General features: G+C 70.1%; 18 protein-coding genes and 1 tRNA gene. 12 read left to right on the forward strand and 7 right to left on the reverse strand.

Annotated features, from left to right (window positions below):
• Positions 1 to 5: 5 nt before the first annotated feature.
• The 7 genes from fdhE to GNX71_RS26055 all read left to right on the forward strand — a co-directional run bounded on the left by fdhE (position 6) and on the right by GNX71_RS26055 (position 7,701).
• Positions 6 to 1,034 (forward strand): formate dehydrogenase accessory protein FdhE, encoded by a 1,029-nt coding sequence (fdhE, locus tag GNX71_RS26025; RefSeq protein ID WP_206175099.1) that lies wholly within the window; start codon positions 6 to 8, stop codon positions 1,032 to 1,034.
• Positions 1,034 to 2,482 carry an L-seryl-tRNA(Sec) selenium transferase gene (selA, locus tag GNX71_RS26030; RefSeq protein ID WP_206175100.1) on the forward strand — a complete coding sequence of 483 codons (1,449 nt, stop codon included), beginning with the start codon at positions 1,034 to 1,036 and terminating at the stop codon, positions 2,480 to 2,482. Before fdhE ends, selA begins: the two co-directional genes overlap by 1 nt.
• A gap of 36 nt (positions 2,483 to 2,518) precedes the next feature.
• Positions 2,519 to 3,634, forward strand: coding sequence for an acyl-CoA dehydrogenase family protein (locus GNX71_RS26035; RefSeq protein WP_206175101.1), 1,116 nt, complete (start codon positions 2,519 to 2,521; stop codon positions 3,632 to 3,634).
• 13 nt (positions 3,635 to 3,647) lie between these two features.
• Entirely contained in the window at positions 3,648 to 4,508 is an 861-nt protein-coding gene (locus GNX71_RS26040; RefSeq protein WP_206175102.1) for a PhnD/SsuA/transferrin family substrate-binding protein, read from the forward strand.
• Positions 4,474 to 5,688: a ferritin-like domain-containing protein gene (locus GNX71_RS26045; RefSeq protein ID WP_206175103.1), complete on the forward strand. Its 1,215-nt coding sequence runs from the start codon at positions 4,474 to 4,476 to the stop codon at positions 5,686 to 5,688. The genes GNX71_RS26040 and GNX71_RS26045 overlap by 35 nt, the downstream gene beginning before the upstream one ends.
• 13 nt (positions 5,689 to 5,701) lie before the next feature.
• Positions 5,702 to 7,597: a selenocysteine-specific translation elongation factor gene (selB, locus tag GNX71_RS26050; RefSeq protein ID WP_206175104.1), complete on the forward strand. Its 1,896-nt coding sequence runs from the start codon at positions 5,702 to 5,704 to the stop codon at positions 7,595 to 7,597.
• An 11-nt stretch (positions 7,598 to 7,608) separates the two neighbouring features.
• Positions 7,609 to 7,701 (forward strand) — tRNA-Sec (locus GNX71_RS26055).
• A 147-nt stretch (positions 7,702 to 7,848) separates the two neighbouring features.
• Here GNX71_RS26055 and selD read toward each other — a convergent pair.
• On the reverse strand, positions 7,849 to 8,928 hold the full coding sequence (selD, locus tag GNX71_RS26060) for a selenide, water dikinase SelD (protein ID WP_206175105.1): 1,080 nt from the start codon (positions 8,926 to 8,928) through the stop codon (positions 7,849 to 7,851).
• Positions 8,929 to 9,033: 105 nt separating this feature from the next.
• Between selD and GNX71_RS26065 the strand changes: the two genes are divergently transcribed.
• The 5 genes from GNX71_RS26065 (at position 9,034) to mnmH (ending at position 13,574) form a co-directional block, all read left to right on the forward strand.
• Complete coding sequence (locus GNX71_RS26065; RefSeq protein ID WP_206175106.1) at positions 9,034 to 9,888, forward strand: putative selenate ABC transporter substrate-binding protein; 855 nt, start codon at positions 9,034 to 9,036, stop codon at positions 9,886 to 9,888.
• Between the two features lie 142 nt (positions 9,889 to 10,030).
• The gene (locus GNX71_RS26070; RefSeq protein WP_206175107.1) at positions 10,031 to 10,843 is read left to right on the forward strand and encodes an ATP-binding cassette domain-containing protein; all 813 of its coding nucleotides are present in this window, start codon (positions 10,031 to 10,033) and stop codon (positions 10,841 to 10,843) included.
• Positions 10,844 to 10,884: 41 nt separating this feature from the next.
• Positions 10,885 to 11,676 carry an ABC transporter permease gene (locus tag GNX71_RS26075; RefSeq protein WP_206179691.1) on the forward strand — a complete coding sequence of 264 codons (792 nt, stop codon included), beginning with the start codon at positions 10,885 to 10,887 and terminating at the stop codon, positions 11,674 to 11,676.
• Entirely contained in the window at positions 11,673 to 12,467 is a 795-nt protein-coding gene (gene phnE / locus GNX71_RS26080) for a phosphonate ABC transporter, permease protein PhnE (protein ID WP_206175108.1), read from the forward strand. The genes GNX71_RS26075 and phnE overlap by 4 nt, the downstream gene beginning before the upstream one ends.
• A gap of 36 nt (positions 12,468 to 12,503) precedes the next feature.
• Complete coding sequence (mnmH, locus tag GNX71_RS26085; RefSeq protein WP_206175109.1) at positions 12,504 to 13,574, forward strand: tRNA 2-selenouridine(34) synthase MnmH; 1,071 nt, start codon at positions 12,504 to 12,506, stop codon at positions 13,572 to 13,574.
• On the opposite strand, the gene fdhD is transcribed toward mnmH, so the two are convergent.
• From fdhD to paoA, 6 genes are read right to left on the reverse strand one after another with little or no spacing between them, the layout of a single operon-like run.
• Positions 13,508 to 14,425 (reverse strand): formate dehydrogenase accessory sulfurtransferase FdhD, encoded by a 918-nt coding sequence (fdhD, locus tag GNX71_RS26090; RefSeq protein WP_206175110.1) that lies wholly within the window; start codon positions 14,423 to 14,425, stop codon positions 13,508 to 13,510. The genes mnmH and fdhD overlap by 67 nt on opposite strands.
• A gap of 31 nt (positions 14,426 to 14,456) precedes the next feature.
• The gene (locus GNX71_RS26095) at positions 14,457 to 14,744 is read right to left on the reverse strand and encodes a hypothetical protein (RefSeq protein WP_206175111.1); all 288 of its coding nucleotides are present in this window, start codon (positions 14,742 to 14,744) and stop codon (positions 14,457 to 14,459) included.
• Positions 14,745 to 14,799: 55 nt separating this feature from the next.
• Positions 14,800 to 17,154, reverse strand: coding sequence for an FdhF/YdeP family oxidoreductase (locus GNX71_RS26100; RefSeq protein WP_206175112.1), 2,355 nt, complete (start codon positions 17,152 to 17,154; stop codon positions 14,800 to 14,802).
• A 60-nt stretch (positions 17,155 to 17,214) separates the two neighbouring features.
• Entirely contained in the window at positions 17,215 to 19,446 is a 2,232-nt protein-coding gene (locus GNX71_RS26105) for a xanthine dehydrogenase family protein molybdopterin-binding subunit (RefSeq protein WP_206175113.1), read from the reverse strand.
• Positions 19,447 to 19,464: 18 nt separating this feature from the next.
• A complete protein-coding gene (locus tag GNX71_RS26110; protein WP_206175114.1) occupies positions 19,465 to 20,451 on the reverse strand; it encodes a xanthine dehydrogenase family protein subunit M in 987 nt (328 codons plus the stop codon).
• Positions 20,448 to 21,095, reverse strand: coding sequence for an aldehyde dehydrogenase iron-sulfur subunit PaoA (gene paoA, locus GNX71_RS26115; protein WP_206175115.1), 648 nt, complete (start codon positions 21,093 to 21,095; stop codon positions 20,448 to 20,450). Before paoA ends, GNX71_RS26110 begins: the two co-directional genes overlap by 4 nt.
• Position 21,096: the final 1 nt, after the last annotated feature.

The raw sequence follows: 21,096 nt of genomic DNA on the forward strand, positions 1-21,096 counted from the left end.
CGCCGATGACGAGCCCCACCGGTACGCCACCGCCGATCCGCACCACGCGCGTTCTCGATCCCGAACAGATCGCGATGCAGGCCGGGCGGCAGATGCCGTTCCTGCGCCTGCCGGTGCGCGCCGCGGTGTTCTCCGACCGGCAGCTGCGGCTGCGCCAGCTCGCGGCCTCGCATCCGATGCGCGAGTACCTGATCTTCATCGCCGACCTTGCGCAGGCGCAGCACCAGGTGCTGCAGGACTATCCGGCCGTCGCGCTCCCCGAATCCGAAGCGCTCGAAGCCGCCGCGAAGGTGCTCAAGCCGCCGATGCCCGCGTTCTGCTGGACGCGCGATGCGGTGTGGCGCACGCAGCTGCGGCGCCTGCTCGGCCTCTTTCGCGCGCGCCTGCCCGAAGGCCCGGCGCGCGACACGCTCGACCGCGTGGTGGCCGCCGACGACGCCTGGCTCGACCAGCAGGCCGACCTGCTCTCGCGCCGCATCATGTTCGGGCTCGACCTGGCCGCGGCGCCATTGATCGCATCAGGCCTGCAGGCCTACTGGACACAGCTCGTGCTGCAGGTGGCCGAGCGCAATGGCGAGAACATCTACGGCCGAACCGACCCCGGCAACGAGTGCCCCTGCTGCGGCAGCGTGCCCACCGTGAGCATCACGCGCATCGGCGCGGACGAGGCGGGCTTTCGCTACCTGCACTGCTCGCTGTGCAGCACCGAGTGGCACTACGTGCGCATCAAGTGCACGCACTGCGAAAGCACCAAGGGCATCCACTTCGAATCGCTCACGCCCGAACCCGGCATCGAGCTGCCCGCCACCGGCGCGCGCGAAGGCGCGGTGAAGGCCGAGTGCTGCGACAGCTGCGGCCACTACCTCAAGCAGATCGCGATGGAGCGGGACCCCGAGGTCGAGCCCGTCGCCGACGACCTCGCGAGCGTCACGCTCGACCTGCTGGTTTCCGAGGCCGGACACCAACGCAGCGGCCACAACCTGATGCTTCTCTTCGGCGATCCCGAGATCGCCGACGACGGCGGAGGCGGCTGATGGCAGCGCCCGAAGAGTCCGTGGTCCACGGCTCGACGGCAAGGCCCCAGGATCTGCCTTCTGTCGATCAACTGCTGCGCGCCGATGCGCCGCGCGCCCTGCTGGCCGAGCACGGCCGCACCCTCGTCGTCGGTGAAGCGCGCGCGCTGCTCGAAGGGCTTCGCGCACGTGCCGTGACCGGGAAGCTCGCCACATCGGAAGTGCAACCGGAAGCGCTGAGCGATGCGCTCGCCGTCCGCGTGCAAGACCGTCTCGCACCGCGCATGCGCGCCGTGCTGAACCTCACCGGCACCGTCATCCACACCAACCTCGGCCGCGCGCTGCTGGCCGATGCGGCATTGCAGCGCCTGCTCGCGGTGATGACCTCGCCCAACAACCTCGAGTACGACCTCGCCACCGGCAGCCGCGGCGACCGCGATTCGTTGATCGAAGAGCTGCTGTGCACCATCACCGGTGCCGAGGCCGCGACGGTGGTCAACAACAACGCGGCCGCGGTGCTGCTCACCATCGCGGCGCTCGCGCGCGACCGCGAAGTGATCGTCTCGCGCGGCGAGCTGGTCGAGATCGGCGGCGCCTTCCGCATGCCCGACGTGATGGCCAGCGCCGGCGCGCGCATGGTCGAGGTCGGCACCACCAACCGCACGCACCCGCAGGACTACGAGCGCGCCATCAACGCGCAGACCGCGCTCGTGATGAAGGTGCACACCAGCAACTACGCGGTGCAGGGTTTCACTGCCGCAGTGGACGAGGCCACGCTCGCCGGCATCGCGCATGCGCGCGGCGTGCCGCTGGCCACCGACCTGGGCAGCGGCTCGCTCGTCGACCTCGCGCACTACGGCCTGCCGCGCGAGCCGCTGCCGCAGGAGATGCTCGCGGCCGGCTGCGACGTGGTCACCTTCTCGGGCGACAAGCTGCTGGGCGGTCCGCAGGCCGGACTCATCGTCGGCAGCAAGGAGGCGGTGGGCCGCATCCGCAAGTTCCCGATGAAGCGCGCGCTGCGCATGAGCAAGCTGCCGCTGGCCGCGCTTGAAGCGACGCTCTCGCTGTACTTGCGGCCCGAGCGGCTGGCGAAAGACCTGCCGACGCTGCGCCTGCTCACACGCTCCGCCGATGCGATCCGCGAGATGGCCGAAGCGCTGCTGCCTGCCGTGCAGGCGGCCGTATCGCCGCGCTTCACCGTCGAGGTGGTGCCGCTGCTGGGCCAGATCGGCTCGGGCTCGCTGCCGGTGGAGCGCCTGCCTTCGGCCGGCCTCGCGCTCGCGCCGGCCGGTACCGCGAAGAAGGGGCTGGGCACGGCACTCGACAAGCTCGCCACCGCCCTGCGCAGCCTGCCGCTGCCGGTGATCGGCCGCATCGCGGAAGACCGCCTCCTTCTCGACCTGCGCTGTCTCGAAGACAGCGCCCCTTTCACGGCCCAGCTCGCCGAATTGCGCGAGCGGCTGGTGTAGTTCCTTCCCCTCAACCTCAACCCTCAGGAGAAAGCGATGAATCCCCTCGACGTGCTCGCCGGTATCGAAACGGAAACGCTGCAGCCATTGGCCTTGCGCACCGACAGCGAGGCACGCTTTCCACGAGAGACGATCGAGGCGCTGGGCAAGGCGGGCCTGCTCGGGCTGGTCTCGGCCACGTCGGTCGGCGGCCAGGGCCTGGGGCTGAAGGAAGCCGTGCAGGTGGTCTCGCGCATCGCGCAGACCTGCCCTTCCACCGCGATGGTGGTGTGCATGCACTACTGCGCCACCGCCGTGCTGGAGCAGCAGGGTCCCGAGGCCGTGCGCAAGGCCATCGCCGAAGGCAAGCACCTGGTCACCCTCGCCTTTTCCGAAGCCGATTCGCGCAGCCACTTCTGGGCGCCCACCGGCACCGCCCGCGCGGACGGCGCGAACGTGGTGCTCGATGCGCGCAAGAGCTGGGTCACCTCCGCCTTCGAGGCCGACAGCTATGTCTGGTCGAGCAAGCCGCTCGCGGCCGAGGGCGCGAGCACGCTGTGGCTGGTCGATGCGAAGTCCGACGGCCTCACCCAACCCGGCCGCTTCGACGGCTTGGGCCTGCGCGGCAACGCCTCCACGCCGATCACCGCGACGAACGTGCGCATCGGCGCCGACGCGCGACTTGGAGAAGACGGCAAGGGCTTCGACACGATGATGGGCGTGGTGCTGCCCTGGTTCTCGGTGCTCAGCGCGGCGTGCTCCGTGGGCCTGATGGAAGGCGCCCTGAGCCGCGCCATCGGCCATGTGAGCCAGACCAGGCATGTGCACCTGGATTCGTCGCTGGCCGACCTGCCCACCATCCGCGCCTACCTCGCGCGCGCCCGCATCAAGACCGACATGGTGCAGACGCTGCTCGACGACACCGTGGCCGCCATCGGCGCAGGCCGCGCCGACACCATGCTGCGCGTGCTCGAAGTGAAGGCGGCCGCCGCGGAAACCGCGCTCGAAGTGACCGACATCGCCATGCGCGTGTGCGGTGGCGCGGCCTTCCGCAAGGAGGCCGGCATCGAGCGCCTGTTCCGCGACGCGCGCGCATCGAGCGTGATGGCGCCGACCTCCGACGTGCTCTACGACTTTATCGGCAAGGCCATCACCGGCCTGCCGTTGTTCTGAAAGGCCTCCTGCCATGTCCGAACCGGTATTGATCATGGGCGCGGTCGCCTACGCGCCCAAGGTCGTCACCATCTGGGAGGGCTTCAAGGCCTTCTTCGTGAAGAACGGCCTGCCCTTCGACTACGTGCTGTATTCGAACTACGAAAAGCAGGTCGAGGCGCAGTTCGATGGCACGCTGCATCTCGCGTGGAACTCGCCGCTGGCGTGGGTGCGCGCCGACCGCATCGCGCGCAGCCGCGGCCAGCAGGTGCATGCCGTCGCGATGCGCGACACCGACTGCGACCTGCGCTCGGCCATCGTCGTACGTGCCGACAGCCCGATCCAGACGCTGGCCGACCTGCGCGGCAAGACCGTGGGCATGGGCGCGCTCGATTCGCCGCAGGCCACGCTGATCCCGCTCGATCACCTGCGCAGCGAAGGCCTCGTGAAACCGCGCGACTTCTTGCTGCGCTACTTCGACGTGCTCGGCGGCAAGCATGGCGACCACATCGGCGGCGAGCGCGATGCGGCCGTCGCGCTGATGGCGGGCGAGGTCGATGCCTGCTGCCTCATCGACGGCAACCACCTGGCCTTCGGTCTCGACGGCACTCTGCCTTCGGGCAGCACGCGCGTCATCGCGCGCACCGGTGCCTACGACCACTGCAACTTCACCACCAGCCCGGGCGCGCCCGCCGAGTTGATCGAGCGCTTCGTCTCGCTGCTGATGGCGATGCGCTGGGACGACCCGCAGGTGCGGCCGCTGCTCGAACTCGAAGGCCTGCGCGAATGGCGCGCGGGCCGCACCAGCGGCTACGCGCTGCTCGAGCGCGCGGTGGACGACGAGAACTTCTACAGCCGCGATGGCGCCATCCTCAATCCCGACTATCGATATTGAGTCGCTGGGCCTCGACCAGGGCGCCCTGCTGCTCATTCGTCGCGCGCTGGCCGAACGGCCGGTGGGGGGCGAGCTGCAGGTGCGCGGGCGCTCGCCGGACTGGGAGATGCACCTCGAAGCCTGGTGCCGCAGCCAAGGGCATCCGCTGCGTTTCGACACCGTGGAGGGGAAACCGCAAGCTCGCATCACGCGCGGCCCGCATGCCGAAGGCCGGTGGCGCGATGCGCAAGCAACGGGCACCGCGCTCGGCGACATCAACGGTGCGCCCGCCGACGATGCCGAAGCAGGCTGGGGACTGGCCGCGCGCGGCGCTACGGTCGAGGCAGGCAGTCCGAACTTTTTCTTTGCCTTGCACCGCCGCCACGAGCTCTGGGCCACGACGGCGGGCGAGCTCTACCGGCAGGCTGCGGCCGCCCAGTGGGACCCGGCCACGGCTATCGAGTGGGACGCCGATTTCGAACTGCCGCCCGCCATCGAGGCCGCCGTGGTGCAGGTGATGACGTACCTGATCGAGAACGAGAACGCCGCGCTGCTGGTGCCCGCGCGTCACCTCGGGCAGATCCACCCGCACTTCCGCGAAGTGCTGCAGTTGCTGGCGCTGCAGTGCGCCGACGAGGCGCGGCACGTCGAGGTGTTCACTCGGCGTGCCACGCTGCGCGGCCACGAGCCCGCGCTCTCGACAGCGGGCGGGCAGGCGTCGCTGCGTACGCTGTTCGATGCGCCGGATTTTTCGGTCGCCACCTTCCTGCTCGCCGTATTGGGCGAGGGCAGCTTCGTGAACCTGCTGAACTTTCTGCAGGCGAATGCGCCCGACCCGGTGACGCGGCAGATCGCACGGCTCACCGCGCGCGACGAAGCGCGGCACGTGGCCTTCGGCATGGCGCACCTGGAGTACCGGCTCTCGGTGCAGCCCGACTACCAGGCCAAGCTGCGCAACGCGATCGAGGTGCGCTACGACGCGCTGGCCAGCACCGCGGGGCTCAACGAGGAAGTGTTCGATGCGCTGGTGCTGCTCGCGGCGGGCGAGTTGTCCCCGGGCGCCATCGCGCGCGGCCATGCCGCCGTGCAGCAACTGCAGCGCGACATGGCGGCCGGCCGCCGTGCACGCCTCGCGCGGCTGGGCTTCGACCGCGACGAGGCGGAGCGGCTCTCCGCGCTGCACACGCGGAACTTCATGTGATGAGGCTGACGAGATGATCATCGGCACCGCAGGCCATATCGACCACGGCAAGACCACGCTGGTGCGCGCGCTCACCGGCGTCGACACCGACCGGCTGCCCGAAGAAAAGCGGCGCGGCATTTCCATCGAGCTGGGCTATGCGTACCTGCATTCGCCCGATGGCGTGTCGCTCGGCTTCGTCGACGTGCCGGGCCACGAACGCCTGCTGCACACCATGCTGGCCGGCGCGACCGGCATCGACCATGCGCTGCTCGTGGTGGCCGCCGATGACGGTGTGATGCCGCAGACGCGCGAGCATCTCGCCGTGGTGGCGCTGCTCGGTGTGCGCGATGCCACGGTGGCGATCACCAAGATCGATCGCATCGACGCCGCGAGGATCGCGGAGGTGCGAGCGGAGGTCGCAGCGCTGCTCGCGCCCACGCCGCTGGCGAATGCGCCGATGCTCGCGGTGTCGGCCACCACCGGCGAAGGCATCGACGCGTTGCGCGGGCGGCTGCTCGACGTCGCGCGCGAGGAGCGCACGCGCGAAGACGGCCTTGCCTTCCGCCTCGCCGTCGATCGCGCCTTCACGCTCGCGGGCGTCGGCACCGTCGTGACCGGCACGGTCTTCAGCGGCACGGTGCGCATCGGCGACGAGCTGCGGCTCGTGCCCGGCGAACGTTCGGTGCGGGTGCGCGGCATCCATGCGCAGAACCAGCAGGCGGAATCGGCCCACGCGGGACAACGCTGCGCGCTCGCATTGGCGGGCGTGACCAAGGATGAGGCGCACCGCGGCGACTGGGTCTGCACACCGTCCATCGCGCTTGCAGCCGACCGCATCGATGTGCTGCTCACGCTGTGGCCCGACGAGGCCAAGTCGCTGCGCTCGGGCGCGACGGTGCATGCGCACCTCGGCGCGAGCGACGTGATGGCCTCGGTCGCGCTGCTCGATCGCGACGCACTCGCGCCCGGAGAAACGGCGCTGGCCCAGCTGGTGCTGCGCGAGAAAGTCGGCGCATGGCACGGCGACCGCGGCGTGCTGCGCGATGCCTCGGCCACGCGCACCGTGGCGGGCGTGCGGGTGCTCGATCCTTTCGCGCCGGTGCGCTACCGGCGTACGCCCGAGCGGCTGCGCACGCTCGCGGCATGGGCCATCGACGAACGCGCGCCGCGCGTGGCGGCGCTGCTGCACAACGCACCGCTCGGCATAGACATCGCACAGCTGGCGCGTGCGCTCTCGCTGGCCGACGAGGCTGCAATGCCCTTGCCCGGCGATGCGGTGCGTATCGCGCACACGGCCATTGCGCAAGAACACCTGGCGACGCTCGAAGAACAAATCACCGAACGCCTCGCGGAATTCCATCGCACGGCGCCCGACGAGGTCGGCCCCGACGCGCGCCGGCTCAAGCGCCTGGCCGGCCCGCGCACCGACGATGCGCTGTGGCGCCATGCGCTCGATGCACTGGTCGCGCGCGGCGCGCTGGTGCGCAGCGGCACCTGGCTGCACCTGCCCGACCACGCGGCGCGGCTCAACGAGGTGGAGCAGAAGCTCGCGCAGAAGCTGCTGCCCAAGCTGGCCGACGGCGGTTTCGATCCGCCCTGGGTGCGCGATCTTGCCAAGGACAGCGGCGCGAGCGAGGCGATGGTGCGGCAAACCCTTGCGAGCCTCGCGCGGCGCGGCGAGACCTTCCAGGTGGTGAAGGACTTGTACTATCCGCTGGCGACCGTCGAACGGCTGGCCGAGCTGGCGCGCGATTGCCTCGCGCAACCCGAGGGGTTGCAGGCCGCGAGTTTTCGCGATGCGACGGGGTTGGGGCGCAAGCGCGCGATCCAGTTGCTCGAGTTTTTCGATCGTGTGGGCTACACGCGGCGCGTGAAAGACACGCACCTGCTGCGGCCCGATACGTCGCTGTTCGGGGCGAGCCCGTGAACAGCGCTCATGGGAGGGGATCGTCCCTGGTGGGGCGGCTGGGCTTCAAACCCAGTGGGTGGCGCCATGCGTCGCCGGGAAGGTTCGACTCCTTCCCCCTTCCGCCGTTTTTGTCTTTGTCTTGCTCCTTCCCCTTCCGGGGGAAGGTTGGGATGGGGGCATGCGGCGCTTCCAATGGAGCAGCGCTTGATCAAGGGCCGCGAGCCCCCACCCCCGCCCTCCCCCGGGAGGGGAGGGAGAAATGCGGGGACCTACGGCGTGACGCGCAGCGAGGGCTTGCCTGCCTCGACGCGGCCGATGACAGCCGCTTGCGCAAACCCTTCCTTGCGGAAGATCTCCAGCACCGCATCGACCGCCTCGGGCGCGCAGCTCACGAGCAGGCCGCCCGACGTCTGCGGATCGCTCAGCAGGTTCTGCGCAGTGGGCGGCAGGCCCGCGGCCAATTCCACTTCGGCGCCATAGCCCGCCCAGTTTCGGCCCGATGCGCCGGTGACGAAGCCTTCGGCGGCCATCGCGACCACGTTGTCGAGCAACGGCACCTTCGACCATTCGACGACGGCGGTGAGCTTCGCGCCGCGCGCCAGTTCGAGCGTGTGGCCTGCGAGACCGAAGCCCGTCACGTCGGTCAGCGCATGCACGCCGTCGAGCGCCGCGAGCGCGATGCCGGGCGTGTTGAGCTTGGTGGTGTTCTCGATCAACTGGCGGTAGCCGGCCTCCGACAACTGCTCCTTCTTGAGCGCCGCCGACAGCACGCCCACGCCCAGCGGCTTGCCCAGCACCAGCACGTCGCCGGCCTTTGCATCGGCGTTGCGGCGCACGCGGTCCGGATGCACCAGGCCCATCGCGACGAGGCCGTAGATGGGTTCGACCGAATCGATGGTGTGGCCGCCCGCGATCGGAATGCCGGCCGCGCGGCACACGTCCTGCCCGCCGCGCACGATCTCGGCGATCACTTCCACCGGCAGCTGGTTGATCGGCATGGCCACCAGCGCCAGCGCCATGATCGGCCGGCCGCCCATCGCGTACACATCGCTGATGGCGTTGGTGGCCGCGATACGCCCGAACTCGTAGGGATCGTCCACGATGGGCATGAAGAAGTCGGTGGTGGCGATCAGGGCCTGCTCGTCGTTGAGCCTGTAGACTGCCGCGTCGTCGGCGGTCTCGATGCCCACCATGAGCTCGGGCGGGATCATTCCCCCCGCGTGGTTCTTGAGAATCTGCGACAGCACGCCGGGCGCGATCTTGCAGCCGCAGCCGCCGCCATGCGAGAAGCTGGTGAGCCGCAGCGGCGCCAGCGGGTTCAGGAGCTTGGAAGTTGCGGCATCGGTCATGGCGGCTATCGGGTCGAATGAGACAAGCCGCGATTATCGAAGCCCCGCCCGCGCTGCGCCCACGCCCTTGAATACATCCCTTTTTTCATTACCCAAAACCATCCCATGAACAAGCTCTCCCGACTGGCGCTCGCGCTGACCGTTTCCCTCGCCAGCTTCGGCGCGCTCGCCCAAGGCGTGCTGCGCGTGTCCGCCATCCCCGACGAGGCACCCACCGAACTGCAGCGCAAGTTCACGCCGCTGGGCGACTACCTCAAGAAGGAAACCGGCATGGACGTGCAGTTCACGCCCGTGACCGACTACGCCGCCGTGGTCGAAGGCCTCGCGACGAACAAGATCGACATGGCCTGGCTCGGCGGCTTCACCTTCGTGCAGGCGCGCATCCGCACCAACGGCGGCGCGGTGCCGATCGTGCAGCGCGCGGAAGACGAGGTGTTCACCAGCAAGTTCATCGTGCCCACCGACAGCACCGCCAAGACGCTGGCCGACCTGAAGGGCAAGACCTTCGCGTTCGGCGCGCCCTCCTCCACCTCGGGCAGCCTGATGCCGCGCTACTTTTTGCTGCAGGCCGGCATCAATCCCGAGAAGGACTTCAAGACGGTCGCGTTCTCGGGCGCGCACGACGCGACCGTGGCCTTCGTGGCCGCCTCGCGCGCCGAAGCGGGCGTGCTCAATGCGTCGGTGTGGGACAAGCTGGTCGAGTCGAAGAACCCGAATGCCGCCAAGGTGCGCGTGCTCGCGACCACGCCGACCTACTACGACTACAACTGGACGGTGCGCCCGGGCATGGACCCGGCGCTGCAGAAGAAGCTGACCGATGCGTTCCTGAAGCTCGACCCGGCCAACCCGGCGCACAAGGACATCATGGCGCTGCAGCGCGCGAGCAAGTTCATTCCCACCAAGTCGTCGAACTACGACGGCATCGAGACGGCGGGCAAGTCGGCCGGCCTCATCAAGTGAGATCGAGCGTGGGGGAGTCGCCCTCACCCCAGCCCTCTCCCGCAAGCGGGAGAGGGAGCAATTCGGGGCCCGGCTGTTGGCCCCCTCTCCCGCTTGCGGGAGAGGGTTGGGGTGAGGGAGCGGCACAAGGAAGTCTCGCAACGTGAGCTTCTCACTCGATGCCATTGGCGTGGTGCATCCCAACGGCCAGCGCGCGCTGGCCGGGGTGACGCTGGCCGCGCGCGATGGCGAGCGCATCGCCGTCATCGGACCTTCGGGCGCGGGCAAGACGACGCTGCTGCGCGTGCTCGGCGCTGCGCTTCGGCCCGGTGAGGGCGAGGTGCAGGCACTGGGCGCGAAGCCGTGGCAATTGCCGGCCGGCGCGCTGAAGAAGCTGCGCGCACGCATCGGCACCGTTCACCAGGCACCGCCGATCGCGCCGCGCCTGCGCGTGGTCACCGCGGTGCTCGCGGGCCGGCTCGGCGAATGGTCGGTGCTGAGGGCGCTCGGATCGCTTTTCCATCCCTCCGACATTTCCGGCGCGCACGAGGTGCTGTCGCGCCTCTCGCTCGAAGACCGCCTGTTCGACCGCTGCGACCGTCTCTCGGGCGGGCAACTGCAGCGCGTGGGCATCGCGCGCGTGCTCTACCAGCGGCCGGCGCTGCTGCTGGCCGATGAGCCCGTTTCCGCGCTCGACCCGACGCTGGCCGACGCCGCCATCGGCCAGCTCGTCGCGCAGAGCGAAGCCACGGGCGCCACGCTGGTCGCCTCGCTGCATGCGGTGGACCTCGCGCTGCGCTGGTTTCCGCGCGTGGTCGGCATGCGCAACGGGCAGGTGATGTTCGACCTGCCGACCACCGAGGTCACGCCCGCGATGCTCGATGCGCTCTATGCGAGCGAAGGCGGCGTGGCGGTGCAGCGGGCGCCTCAGCCCGTTGCCGCTGAAGCGGCCTTCCAGCGCCCGGACTGTCCGTGAACACCGCCACCACCGCCGTCGTCCACCGCGATCCGCAGGCAATGCGGCGGCTGGCCGGCTGGCTCGCCGCGCTCGTCATCGCCTGGCCGATGCTGGCGCTCTCGGAGTTCAAGCCGTGGGCGCTGTTCGGCAGCGGCAACCTCGCGGTGATCGGCGGATTCCTCGCGGGCTTCTTTCCGCCTGCGGGCTCGCCGGATTTCCTCGCCTTGCTCGCCAGGGCCACGCTCGAGACGCTGGCGATGGCCACGGCCGGTACCGCGCTCGCGCTGCTGATCGGCGCACCGCTCGCGTTCGTGACGACGCGCGCCCTCTCCATCTCGCGCATCGGCCCGGGTCCGGGGCGCGTGCAGGCCGGCATCGTGCGGCAGGCCGCGCGCTGGCTGCTGATGGTGCTGCGCGCCATTCCCGAAATCGTCTGGGCGCTGCTCTTCGTGCGCGCCCTCGGACTCGGCCCCGCGGCCGGTGTGCTGGCGCTGGCCATCACCTACGGCGGCATGCTCGGCAAGGTCTACGCCGAGATCCTCGAATCGACCGACACGCGCCCCGCACGCGCGCTGCTCGAGGGCGGCAGCGGCCGGCTCGCGGCGCTCTGCTACGGCCTGCTGCCGCACACCGCACAGGAGCTGGCCTCGTACACCGTCTACCGCTGGGAATGCGCGGTGCGCGCCTCGGTGGTGATGGGCTTCGTGGGCGCCGGCGGCCTCGGCCAGTTGATGGACCAGTCGATGAAGATGCTCAACGGCGGCGAGGCGAGCAGCATCCTGCTCGTGTTCCTCGCGCTCGTGCTGCTGGCCGATGTGATGAGCAATGCATTGCGGAGGCTGCTCGCATGAGCCTGCCGCCGCGTCCGCCTCCGTGCCTGCGCTGCTGGTTCGCCGTGGGGCTGATCGCGCTGGCGGTCGTCGCGAGCTTCGTCTACCTCGGCATCGACTATCGCGCGCTGGGCTCGGCCGAATCGCTGCGGCTGATGGGCAAGTTCATCGCCGAGTTCTTCCCGCCCGACATGTCGCCGGACTTCCTCGCGAAGGTCGGCAACGGTGCGCTGCAGACGCTGGCGGTGTCTGCCCTCGGGACGGTGCTGGCCGCCATCGCGGGCGCCGTGCTCGCGCTGCCCGCCTCGGGCCGTGCGGGATGGCTGCCGCGCCATGTCGCGCGCTTCATCCTCAACTTCCTGCGCAGCGTGCCCGAGCTGGTCTGGGCCGCGCTCATGGTGCTGGCCGCCGGCATCGGGCCCTTCGCGGGCGCGCTGGCGCTGGCGCTGCACACCACCGGCGTGCTGGGCCGCCTCTTCGCCGAAGCGCTGGAAAACGCCCCGCGCGAGCCCGAACATGCGCTTACGCTCTCGGGTGCCGGCCCGGTCGCCGCCTTCAGCTACGCGAGCCTGCCGATCGTGCTGCCGCAGTGGGTGGCCTACACGCTCTACCGCTGGGAAATGAACATCCGCATGGCCGCGGTGCTCGGCTTCGTGGGCGGCGGCGGGCTGGGGCAGCTGCTCTACTTCCACCTGTCGATCTTCCAGCAGCAGCAGGCGATGACGGTGCTGATCGCGATGTTCGTGCTGGTGACGCTGGTGGACTTTGCGAGCGCTCGCTTGCGCAAAGGACTTGGGCCCGCCTACGCCTGAAGCCTCCGGCGACAATCGGGGCATGAGGTTCCCGCCATGAGTCATCGCCAGCCCGTGCGGGTCGGCGACCGCCGCGCCTTCGACACGATCATCGACGCCCGCTCGCCGGCCGAGTTCGCGCTCGACCACATCCCCGGCGCCATCAACTGCCCGGTGCTCGACGACGAGGAGCGCCACATCGTCGGCACGGTCTACGTGCAGACCGGCGCCTTCGAGGCACGGCGCATCGGCGGTGCGATGGTCGCGGCCAATATCGCCAGGCATCTGCGCGAGACGCTGGCCGACAGGCCCGAAAAATGGAAGCCGCTGGTCTACTGCTGGCGCGGCGGCATGCGCAGCGGCTCAATGGTCACCTGGCTGCGGCTCGTGGGCTGGGACGCGCAGCAGCTCGCCGGCGGCTACAAGAGCTTTCGCCGCCACGTCATCTCGCAGATCGATGCGCTGACGCCGCAGCTCGACCTGCGCGTGATCTGCGGCGCCACGGGCAGCGCCAAGACGCGCGTGCTGCATGCGCTGGCCGAGCGCGGCGAGCAGACCCTCGACCTGGAAGACTTCGCGAGCCACAAGGGCTCGCTGCTCGGTTCGCTGCCGGGCGTGCCGCAGCCTTCGCAAAAGCATTTCGAGACGCGCATCGCGACCGTGCTCGAAGCCATCGACCTGAAGCGCCCGCTGTATGTCGAAGGCGAAAGCATCCGCATCGGCCGGCTCTCGCTGCCGCTGTCGCTGGTGGCGCAGATGCGCGCGGCGCCCTGCATCGAAGTGGCGGCCACGCCCGAGGCGCGGCTCGATTACCTGCTGCGCGACTACGCCTACCTCGGCGACGACCGCGCTGCGCTCGCCGACAAGCTCGGCGTGCTCAAGGAACTGCAGGGCAAGGAAACGGTGGCGCGCTGGCAGCAATGGGCGCATGAGGCCAACCTGCCGAAGCTCTTCGCCGAGCTGATGGCGCTGCACTACGACCCGCATTACCAGAAGTCGCAGGAGCTTCACTTCAAGGCCTGGGAGCGCCGCCGCAGCGTGGCGACGACCGACCTGAGCGATCAGGGCATCGAGGCGGTGGCCGACGCGGTGCGCGCGTTCGAAGGCAGCGACAACCCGTCCGCATAGAGCACGCCGCGCGGCGCGCGGCACAGGCCCCAGAAGCGCAGGCCGCTCAACTCGGCCATCCGCACGCCCATCGCGGTGGGCGCCGAGATCGTCGCCATCGCCGCGATGCCGAGGCGCCCGCACTTGCGCACGAGTTCATGGCTGCCGCGGCTGGACATCAGCACGAAGCCCGGTTCTTCGAGGCGCCCCGCCCGCGCGAGCCGGCCGAGCAGCTTGTCGAGCGCGTTGTGGCGGCCCACGTCTTCCATCACGTCGGTGAGTTCGCCCTCCACCGTGGCCCAGCCCGCGGCGTGGATGGCGCCGGCTTCGGCATTCAGCACCTGGCGCGCGGGCAGCGCGGCGAAGGCGCGCAGCACGGTGTCGAGGTCGATGCGTTCGATCCAGTCGCGCGGCGGCACCGGTTGAGGGGTGATGTCGAGCCCCGCGAAACTCTCGACGCCGCACACGCCACAGCCCGTGCGGCCCGCAAGGCTGCGGCGGCGGCCCTTCAGGCGCTCGAAACTGCGGGTGGAAATGTCGAGCTGCACCTCGATGCCGGGCATGCCTTCGGGGAGGCCGGCCGAAATGGCATCGATGGTCTGCACCTCGATGCCGCGGCAATCGGCGGCGCTGTCGAGGATGCCTTCGCTCAGCGCGAAGCCGAGCGCGAAATCTTCGAGGTCGAGCGGCGTGGCCATCATCACCGCATGCGAGACGCCATTGAAGACCAGCGCGACCGGCACCTCGGCCGCCAGCGTGTCGTCGCGCACCGCGCCTTCAGGGGCCACGCCGCGTTCGCCGAACACGCGCACGGCGTGCCGGGAAAGCGATGGCAGGGTGTCTTCGGAATCGGCGAGGTCTGGCTGGGACATGGTGGCTCCGGATAGGCCGGCCATTGTCCGCTCAGTCGCCGTTCTCGTCAGCCGGGGGCAGTGTTTGGACCTGGGCGCGTCCAGGGGCTTCGAGGTGCGCGACCCAGCGGTCGTCGTGCTGCTCCACGCGCACCCAGCCGGGGCCGCGCACGCCGCCGATGGCGGCATCGCCCATCAGCGTGAGACGGCGCATCAGCACGCTCGCGCCCTGGCCCAGCCGCTTGCCGAGGCGCGGCAGCGAGACGCCGGCGCCCGCCGGCTCCTGCGCGAGCATGCGCAGGATGGCGACCGAGAGGCTGTCTTCGAGCAATGCGCTCATTCGAAACCCTCCGCGCTCCGCGCTGCGGTATTCGCCTTGGGAGCGGCCCGGCGGCTCATGCAGTTGCCACCATGCCGTCCGCCGCGTCCTCCGACAGCTTCTGGATCGGCAGTTCGTGCGGCACCAGCACCACGGGAATCGACTTCGACGTCGGCGTGCCCGCGTTCTCGGCCACGGCCGACAGCGGCACCAGCGGATTGGTCTCGGGGTAGTAGGCCGCGATGTTGCCGCGCGGGATGTCGTAGGCCACCAGCTTGAAGCGGTCGGCGCGGCGCTCCTGGCCGTCGTTCCACACGGTCTGCAGATCGACCCAGTCGCCGTCCTTCATGCCGAGCGCGCGGATGTCCTCGGCGTGGATGAAGACCACGCGGCGCTGGCCGAAGACGCCGCGGTAGCGGTCGTCCATGCCGTAGATGGTGGTGTTGTACTGGTCGTGCGAGCGTGTGGTGAAGAGCGTGAAGACCTGCGTGTCGCGAAGGCGTGCGCGCGCCCGGTGCGAAGGCGTGTCGCGCGGCACGGCGTGCGTGAAGAACACGGCCTTCTCCGAGGGCGTGGCCCACACGCGCTCACTCGCGGTGTTGCGAAGGCGAAAGCCGCCGGGCTTGGCCACGCGGATGTTGAAGTCCTTGAAGTCGTCGAACACCGCTTCGATCTTGTCGCGGATGCGTGCGTAGTCCTCGATGAGCCAGAGCCACGGCGTCTTGCTGCGCGCGCCGATGGTGGCTGCCGCGAGCCGCGCCACGATGGCCGGCTCCGACAGCAGTTGGTCGGACGCGGGCGGGTTGATGCCCATCGAGATGTGCACCATGCTCATCGAATCTTCCACCGTCACGCCCTGCGGACCGTTGGCCTGCATGTCGATCTCGGTGCGGCCCAGGCACGGCAGGATCAGCGCTTCGCGCCCATGCACGATGTGGCTGCGGTTGAGCTTGGTGGTCACGTGCACCGTGAGGTCGCACTGCTGCAGGCCCTTCCAGGTCTGGTAAGTGTCGGGCGTGGCGGCCGCGAAGTTGCCGCCGAGCGCGAAGAACACGCGGCCCTTGCCGTCGAGCATCGCCTGGATCGCCTCGACCGTGTCCAGGCCGTTCTGGCGCGGCGGCTCGAAACCGAACACCTGCTGGAGCCGGTCGAGCAGCGCCACCGGCGGCTTCTCCCAGATGCCCATGGTGCGGTCGCCCTGCACGTTGCTGTGGCCGCGCACCGGGCAGGCGCCCGCGCCCTCGCGGCCCATGTGGCCGCACAGCATGAGCCAGTTGACGATCATCTGGATCGTGGCCACCGAATGCTGGTGCTGCGTGATGCCCATGCCCCAGCAGGCGATGACCTTCTTCGCGCCGAGGTACACCTCGGCCGCGGCGCGCAGTTGCTCCTGCGTGAGGCCCGATTCCTGCACCAGCACCTCCCACGATTCGGCGCGCAGGTCGTCCGCGAGCGATTCGAAGCCGGTGGTGTGCGTGGCGATGAAGGCGTGGTCGAGCACCGACGGTTCGCCGCGCGCGACAAGCGCGTCTTCGCGCTCGATGACGTGCTTCATCATCCCCTTCACCGCCGCGAAGTCGCCGCCCACGCGCAGCTGGAAGTAGTGCGTGCTGATGGGCGTGGAGCCCAGGGTCGCCATCTCCAGCTTGTCCTGCGGATCGGCGAAACGCTCGAGGCCACGCTCGCGCAGCGGGTTGAAGCTCACGATGCGCGCGCCGCGCTTGGACGCCGCACGCAGTTCGCCGAGCATGCGCGGATGGTTGGTGCCGGGGTTCTGGCCGAAGATGAAGATGGCGTCGGCCTTCTCGAAGTCTTCGAGCGTGACCGTGCCCTTGCCCACGCCGATCTGCGGGCGCATGCCGCTGCCGCTCGGCTCGTGGCACATGTTCGAGCAGTCGGGGAAATTGTTGGTGCCGTACTCGCGCACGAAGAGCTGGTACAGGAATGCCGCCTCGTTGCTCGCGCGGCCCGAGGTGTAGAAGATGGCCTGGTTCGGGTCGGGCAGCGCGTTCAGATGGCGCGCGATCAGTGCGAAGGCGTCGTCCCAGCCGATGGGAATGTATGTGTCGCTGGCCGCGTCGTAGGCCATCGGGTGCGTGAGGCGGCCCTGGTCTTCGAGCCAGAAATCGCTCTGCTCGGCCAGTTGCGCCACGGTGTGCTTCGCGAACAGTTCCGGCCCGGCGCGGCGCGCGGTGGCTTCGGCGGCCACGGCCTTCACGCCGTTCTCGCAGAACTCGAAGGTGGATGCGTGGTTGCGGTCGGGCCAGGCGCAGCCGGGGCAGTCGAAACCGTCGGGCTGGTTGGCCGAGAGCAGCGTCTTCGCGCCCTTGAGGGGAATGTCCTGCCGCAGCAGCGCGTTCGTCACGCTGCGAAGTGCGCCCCAGCCGCCCGCGGGGCCCTTGTAAAACTCGATCTTCTGCTCACTGCTCATGCGGGCGAGTGTTCGCCGCGGGCATGAGGAGCGTCAAATTGAATCGGGACATGCGCCGATTCAAAAAGGAAATGAAGGCAGCCCCGGCAGCAGCTTGTCGAGCGTGATCGGGTAGCTGCGCACCCGCACCCCGGTGGCGTTGTAGATGGCGTTGGCCACCGCCGCGCCCGAACCGCAGGTGCCCAGCTCGCCGATGCCCTTGGACTTGATCGGGCTCGCCAGGTCGTCCGTGTCCTGCAGGTAGATCGCGTCGATGGCCGGGATGTCGGCATGCACCGGCACCAGGTATTCGGCCATGTCGTGGTTCACGAAGTAGCCATGGCGCGCGTCGACCACGGCTTCCTCGGTCAGCGCCGCGCCCACGCCGAACACCATGCCGCCGATGGCCTGGCTGCGCGCCATCTTCATGTTGAGGATGCGCCCGGCCGCGAACACGCCGAGCATGCGGCGCACGCGGGTCTCGCCGGTGTCGATGTCCACGCCCACCTCGCAGAAGTGCGCACCGAACGCGGCCTGCGCATAGCGGCGGTGCAGGTCGCCGGGCTCCACCGTGCCGAGCACGTCCAGGCCTTCGGCGCCGGCCAGGTCGCCCAGGGTGCGCGACTGCCGGCCCGAGACGAGGCGGCCGGCCTCGAAGCGCGCGGTCTTCGCGTCGAATCCCGCCCGACGGACCAGCGTGGCGCACAGCTCCTCGCAGCCGTGGAAGACCGAGGCGCCCGCACTCGATGCGCCGATGGAGGCGATCGAGCCCGCGCCGGCCGGAAAGGCGGTATCGCCCAGCCGCACGCCGATGCGGTCCATCGGGATGCCGGTCATCTCCGCGGCGATCTGCGCGAGCACGGTGTAGGTGCCGGTGCCGATGTCGGTCATCGAGGTCTCGATGGTCAGGCGCCCCTGCGCGTCCAGCCGCAGCCTGGCGCTCGACGGGCGCACCGAGTGGTGGTGGATGGCGCTCGCCACGCCCATGCCGACCAGCCAGCGGCCGTCGCGCACCCGGGCCGGCGTGGCACTGCGCCGCGCCCAGCCGAAGCGGCTCGCGCCTTCGCGCAGGCACTCGATGAGCTTGCGGCCGGAGTAAGGCCGCGAGGGCCCGCGCTCGGGGTCGCACGGGCTGTCGTTGAGGATGCGCAGTTGCACCGGGTCCATGCGCAGTTTCTCCGCGAGTTCGTCGAGCGCGACCTCGAAGGCCAGCTGGCCGCTCGCGGTGGCCGGCGCGCGCATCGCAGCGGCCTCGGGCAAGTCGAGCGGCGCGAGGCGGTGCGCGGTCATGCGGTTCGGCGCCGCGTACAAGAGCCGCGTCTGGCGCGAGGCGCCTTCGTAGTAGCTGCGGCCGGGCAGGTTGCTGGTCCAGGTCTCGTGGCCGATGGCGGTGAGCCGGCCGTCGGGCGTGGCGCCCAGGCGCACGCGCTGCAGGGTCGCGGCGCGCCGCGTCGTGTGGTTGAGCAACTGCTCGCGGGCCAGTGCCGTCTTCACCGGCCGCTGGAGTTCGCGCGCGGCGAAGGCCGAGAGCACCGCATCCGCATGCGTGCGCAGCTTGGAGCCGAAGCCGCCGCCGACGAAGGCCGAGACCACGCGCACCTTCTCGACCGGCACATCGACCATCGCCGCCACGTCGCTCGCGGCCCAGTTGGCCATCTGGTGCGAGGTGTAGAGCGTGAGCTGGTCGCCGTCCCAGCGCGCGATGGTGGCCTGCGGCTCCATCATCGCGGGGTGCTGGTCGGGCGTGGCGTAGTTCTGGTCGAGCTGCACGGGGGCCGCGTCGTAGGCGCCCTGGAAATCGCCGACCGCCGTGTCGGCGGCGCTCTCGCTGCCGGCGCTCGGGTCGTCGCCGGGCTTCACCGCGGTGGCCTGCGCGGCGGCCAGGTCGAAGCGGCCTGCGGTGCTTTCGTAGTCGATGCGGACCTGGTGCGCGGCGGCGCGCGCCTGCTCCAGCGTTTCGGCGACGACGAAGGCCACGGCCTGCCCGTGGTGCTGCACCTCCGGCCCCGAGAGCTGCGACACCAGGTTCGCGCGCCCGCGCGGCACCATGCGCGGCACGTTGGTGTAGGTGTAGACCAGCAGCACGCCGGGCGCGCGCCGGGCCTCGGCCGTGTCGATGCGGGTGATGCGGCCCTTGGCGATGCCGGCCAGCACGATCCAGCCGTAGGCCGCGTTCGGCACCTCCTCGTGGTACTCGTAGCTGTAGCGGGCGCGCCCGCAGACCTTGAGCGGGCCGTCGATGCGGTCGACCGGCTTGCCGAGGATGCGTTCGCGGTCGAGCGGGCTCGGTCCGGCGGCTGTGGTGAATTGCATGGTGCTGCCTTTGTCCGCTCAGGAGGTGGTCATCGCCTGCGCCAGCGTGACGTCGAGCGTGCGCCGCAGCAGGGGGATCTTGAAATCGTTGTGGCCGTGGCCGCGTGCTTCGGCGAGCAGCAGGTCGGCGACCGCACGGCGGGCGTCGGGGCCGCCGTCGGTGCCCACGAGGCGCCGCTCTGCCTCCTCGTTGCGCCAGGGTTTGGCCGCGAGGCCGCCGAAAGCCAGCCGAGCCTGCGTGACGGTGCGGCCTTCCCGCACGACCACCGCCGCCACCGACACGAGAGCGAAGGCGTACGACGCACGGTCGCGCACCTTGCGGTAGGGCTGCCGCCCGCCCAGGGGCGCGGGCAGCACCACGGCGGTGACGAGTTCATCCGGCGCGAGCGCGGTTTCCACGTGCGGCGTCGCGCCGGGCAGGCGATGGAAGTCGGCAATCGGAATCTGCCGCGCGCCGCCGCTGGCCGAGACGGTCTCCACGCGCGCATCGAAGGCGCGCATCGCCACCGCCATGTCGGAGGAATGCACCGCAATGCACTGGTCGCTCGCACCGAGGATCGCGTGGATGCGGTTGAAGCCCTCCATCGCCGCGCAGCCGCTGCCGGGCGTGCGCTTGTTGCAGGGCTTGGTGGTGTCGTAGAAGTAGAAGCAGCGCGTGCGCTGCAGCAGGTTGCCCGCGGTGGTGGCCTTGTTGCGCAGCTGGGCGCTGGCGCCCGAGAGCAACGCGCGCGACAGCAGCGGATAGCCCTGCCGCACGCGGATATCGGCCGCCAGGTCGCTATTGCGCACCAGCGCGCCGATCTTCAGGCCGCCCTCGGGCGTGGCCTCGATGCGGTCGAGCCCCAGCCGGTTCACGTCCACCAGGTGCACCGGGTGCTCGATGTCCAGCTTCATCAGGTCGAGCAGGTTGGTGCCGCCCGCGATGAACTTCGCGCCGGGCTGGCGCTGCACGGCCGCGACGGCTTCGGCAGGGCTCTGCGCGCGTTCGTAGGTGAAGGCTCTCATGCGGTTTCTCCTGCCACTTTTCCCGCAGCCTCGCGGATGGCCGCGATGATGTTCGGATACCCCGCGCACCGGCAGATGTTGCCGCTCATGCGCTCGCGCAGCTCCTCGTCGCTGAACAGCGGGCGCACGCCGATGTCGTGCGTCACATGGCTGGGCATGCCGCGTCGGATTTCGTCGAGCATGCCGACCGCCGAGCAGATCTGCCCCGGCGTGCAGTAGCCGCACTGGTAGCCGTCGTGCTTGACGAAGGCGGCCTGCATCGGATGCAGCTTCTTCGGATCGCCCAGGCCCTCGATGGTCGTCACCGCGTCGCCGTCGTGCATCGCGGCGAGCGTGAGGCAGCTGTTGATGCGCCGGCCGTTCACCATCACCGTGCAGGCGCCGCACTGGCCGTGGTCGCAGCCCTTCTTGGCGCCCGTGAGCCGCAGGTGCTCGCGCAGCAGGTCGAGCAGCGTCACCCTCGGATCGACGGCCAGCGAATGCGGCTGGCCGTTGATGCGCAGCGTCAGCTCCGCGAGCGGTGCGGTGTCGGCCGCCGGTGCGGCGCCGCCGGCGAGCGGCAGCGTCGCCGCCACCACGCCGGCCGCGCTGGTGATGAGGACGGTGCGGCGCGTGCAGCCGTCCTGGGTGTCCACGACGTCCATC

Origin of the sequence: Variovorax sp. RKNM96 (genome assembly GCF_017161115.1) — a bacterium.
Lineage (GTDB): Bacteria > Pseudomonadota > Gammaproteobacteria > Burkholderiales > Burkholderiaceae_C > Variovorax.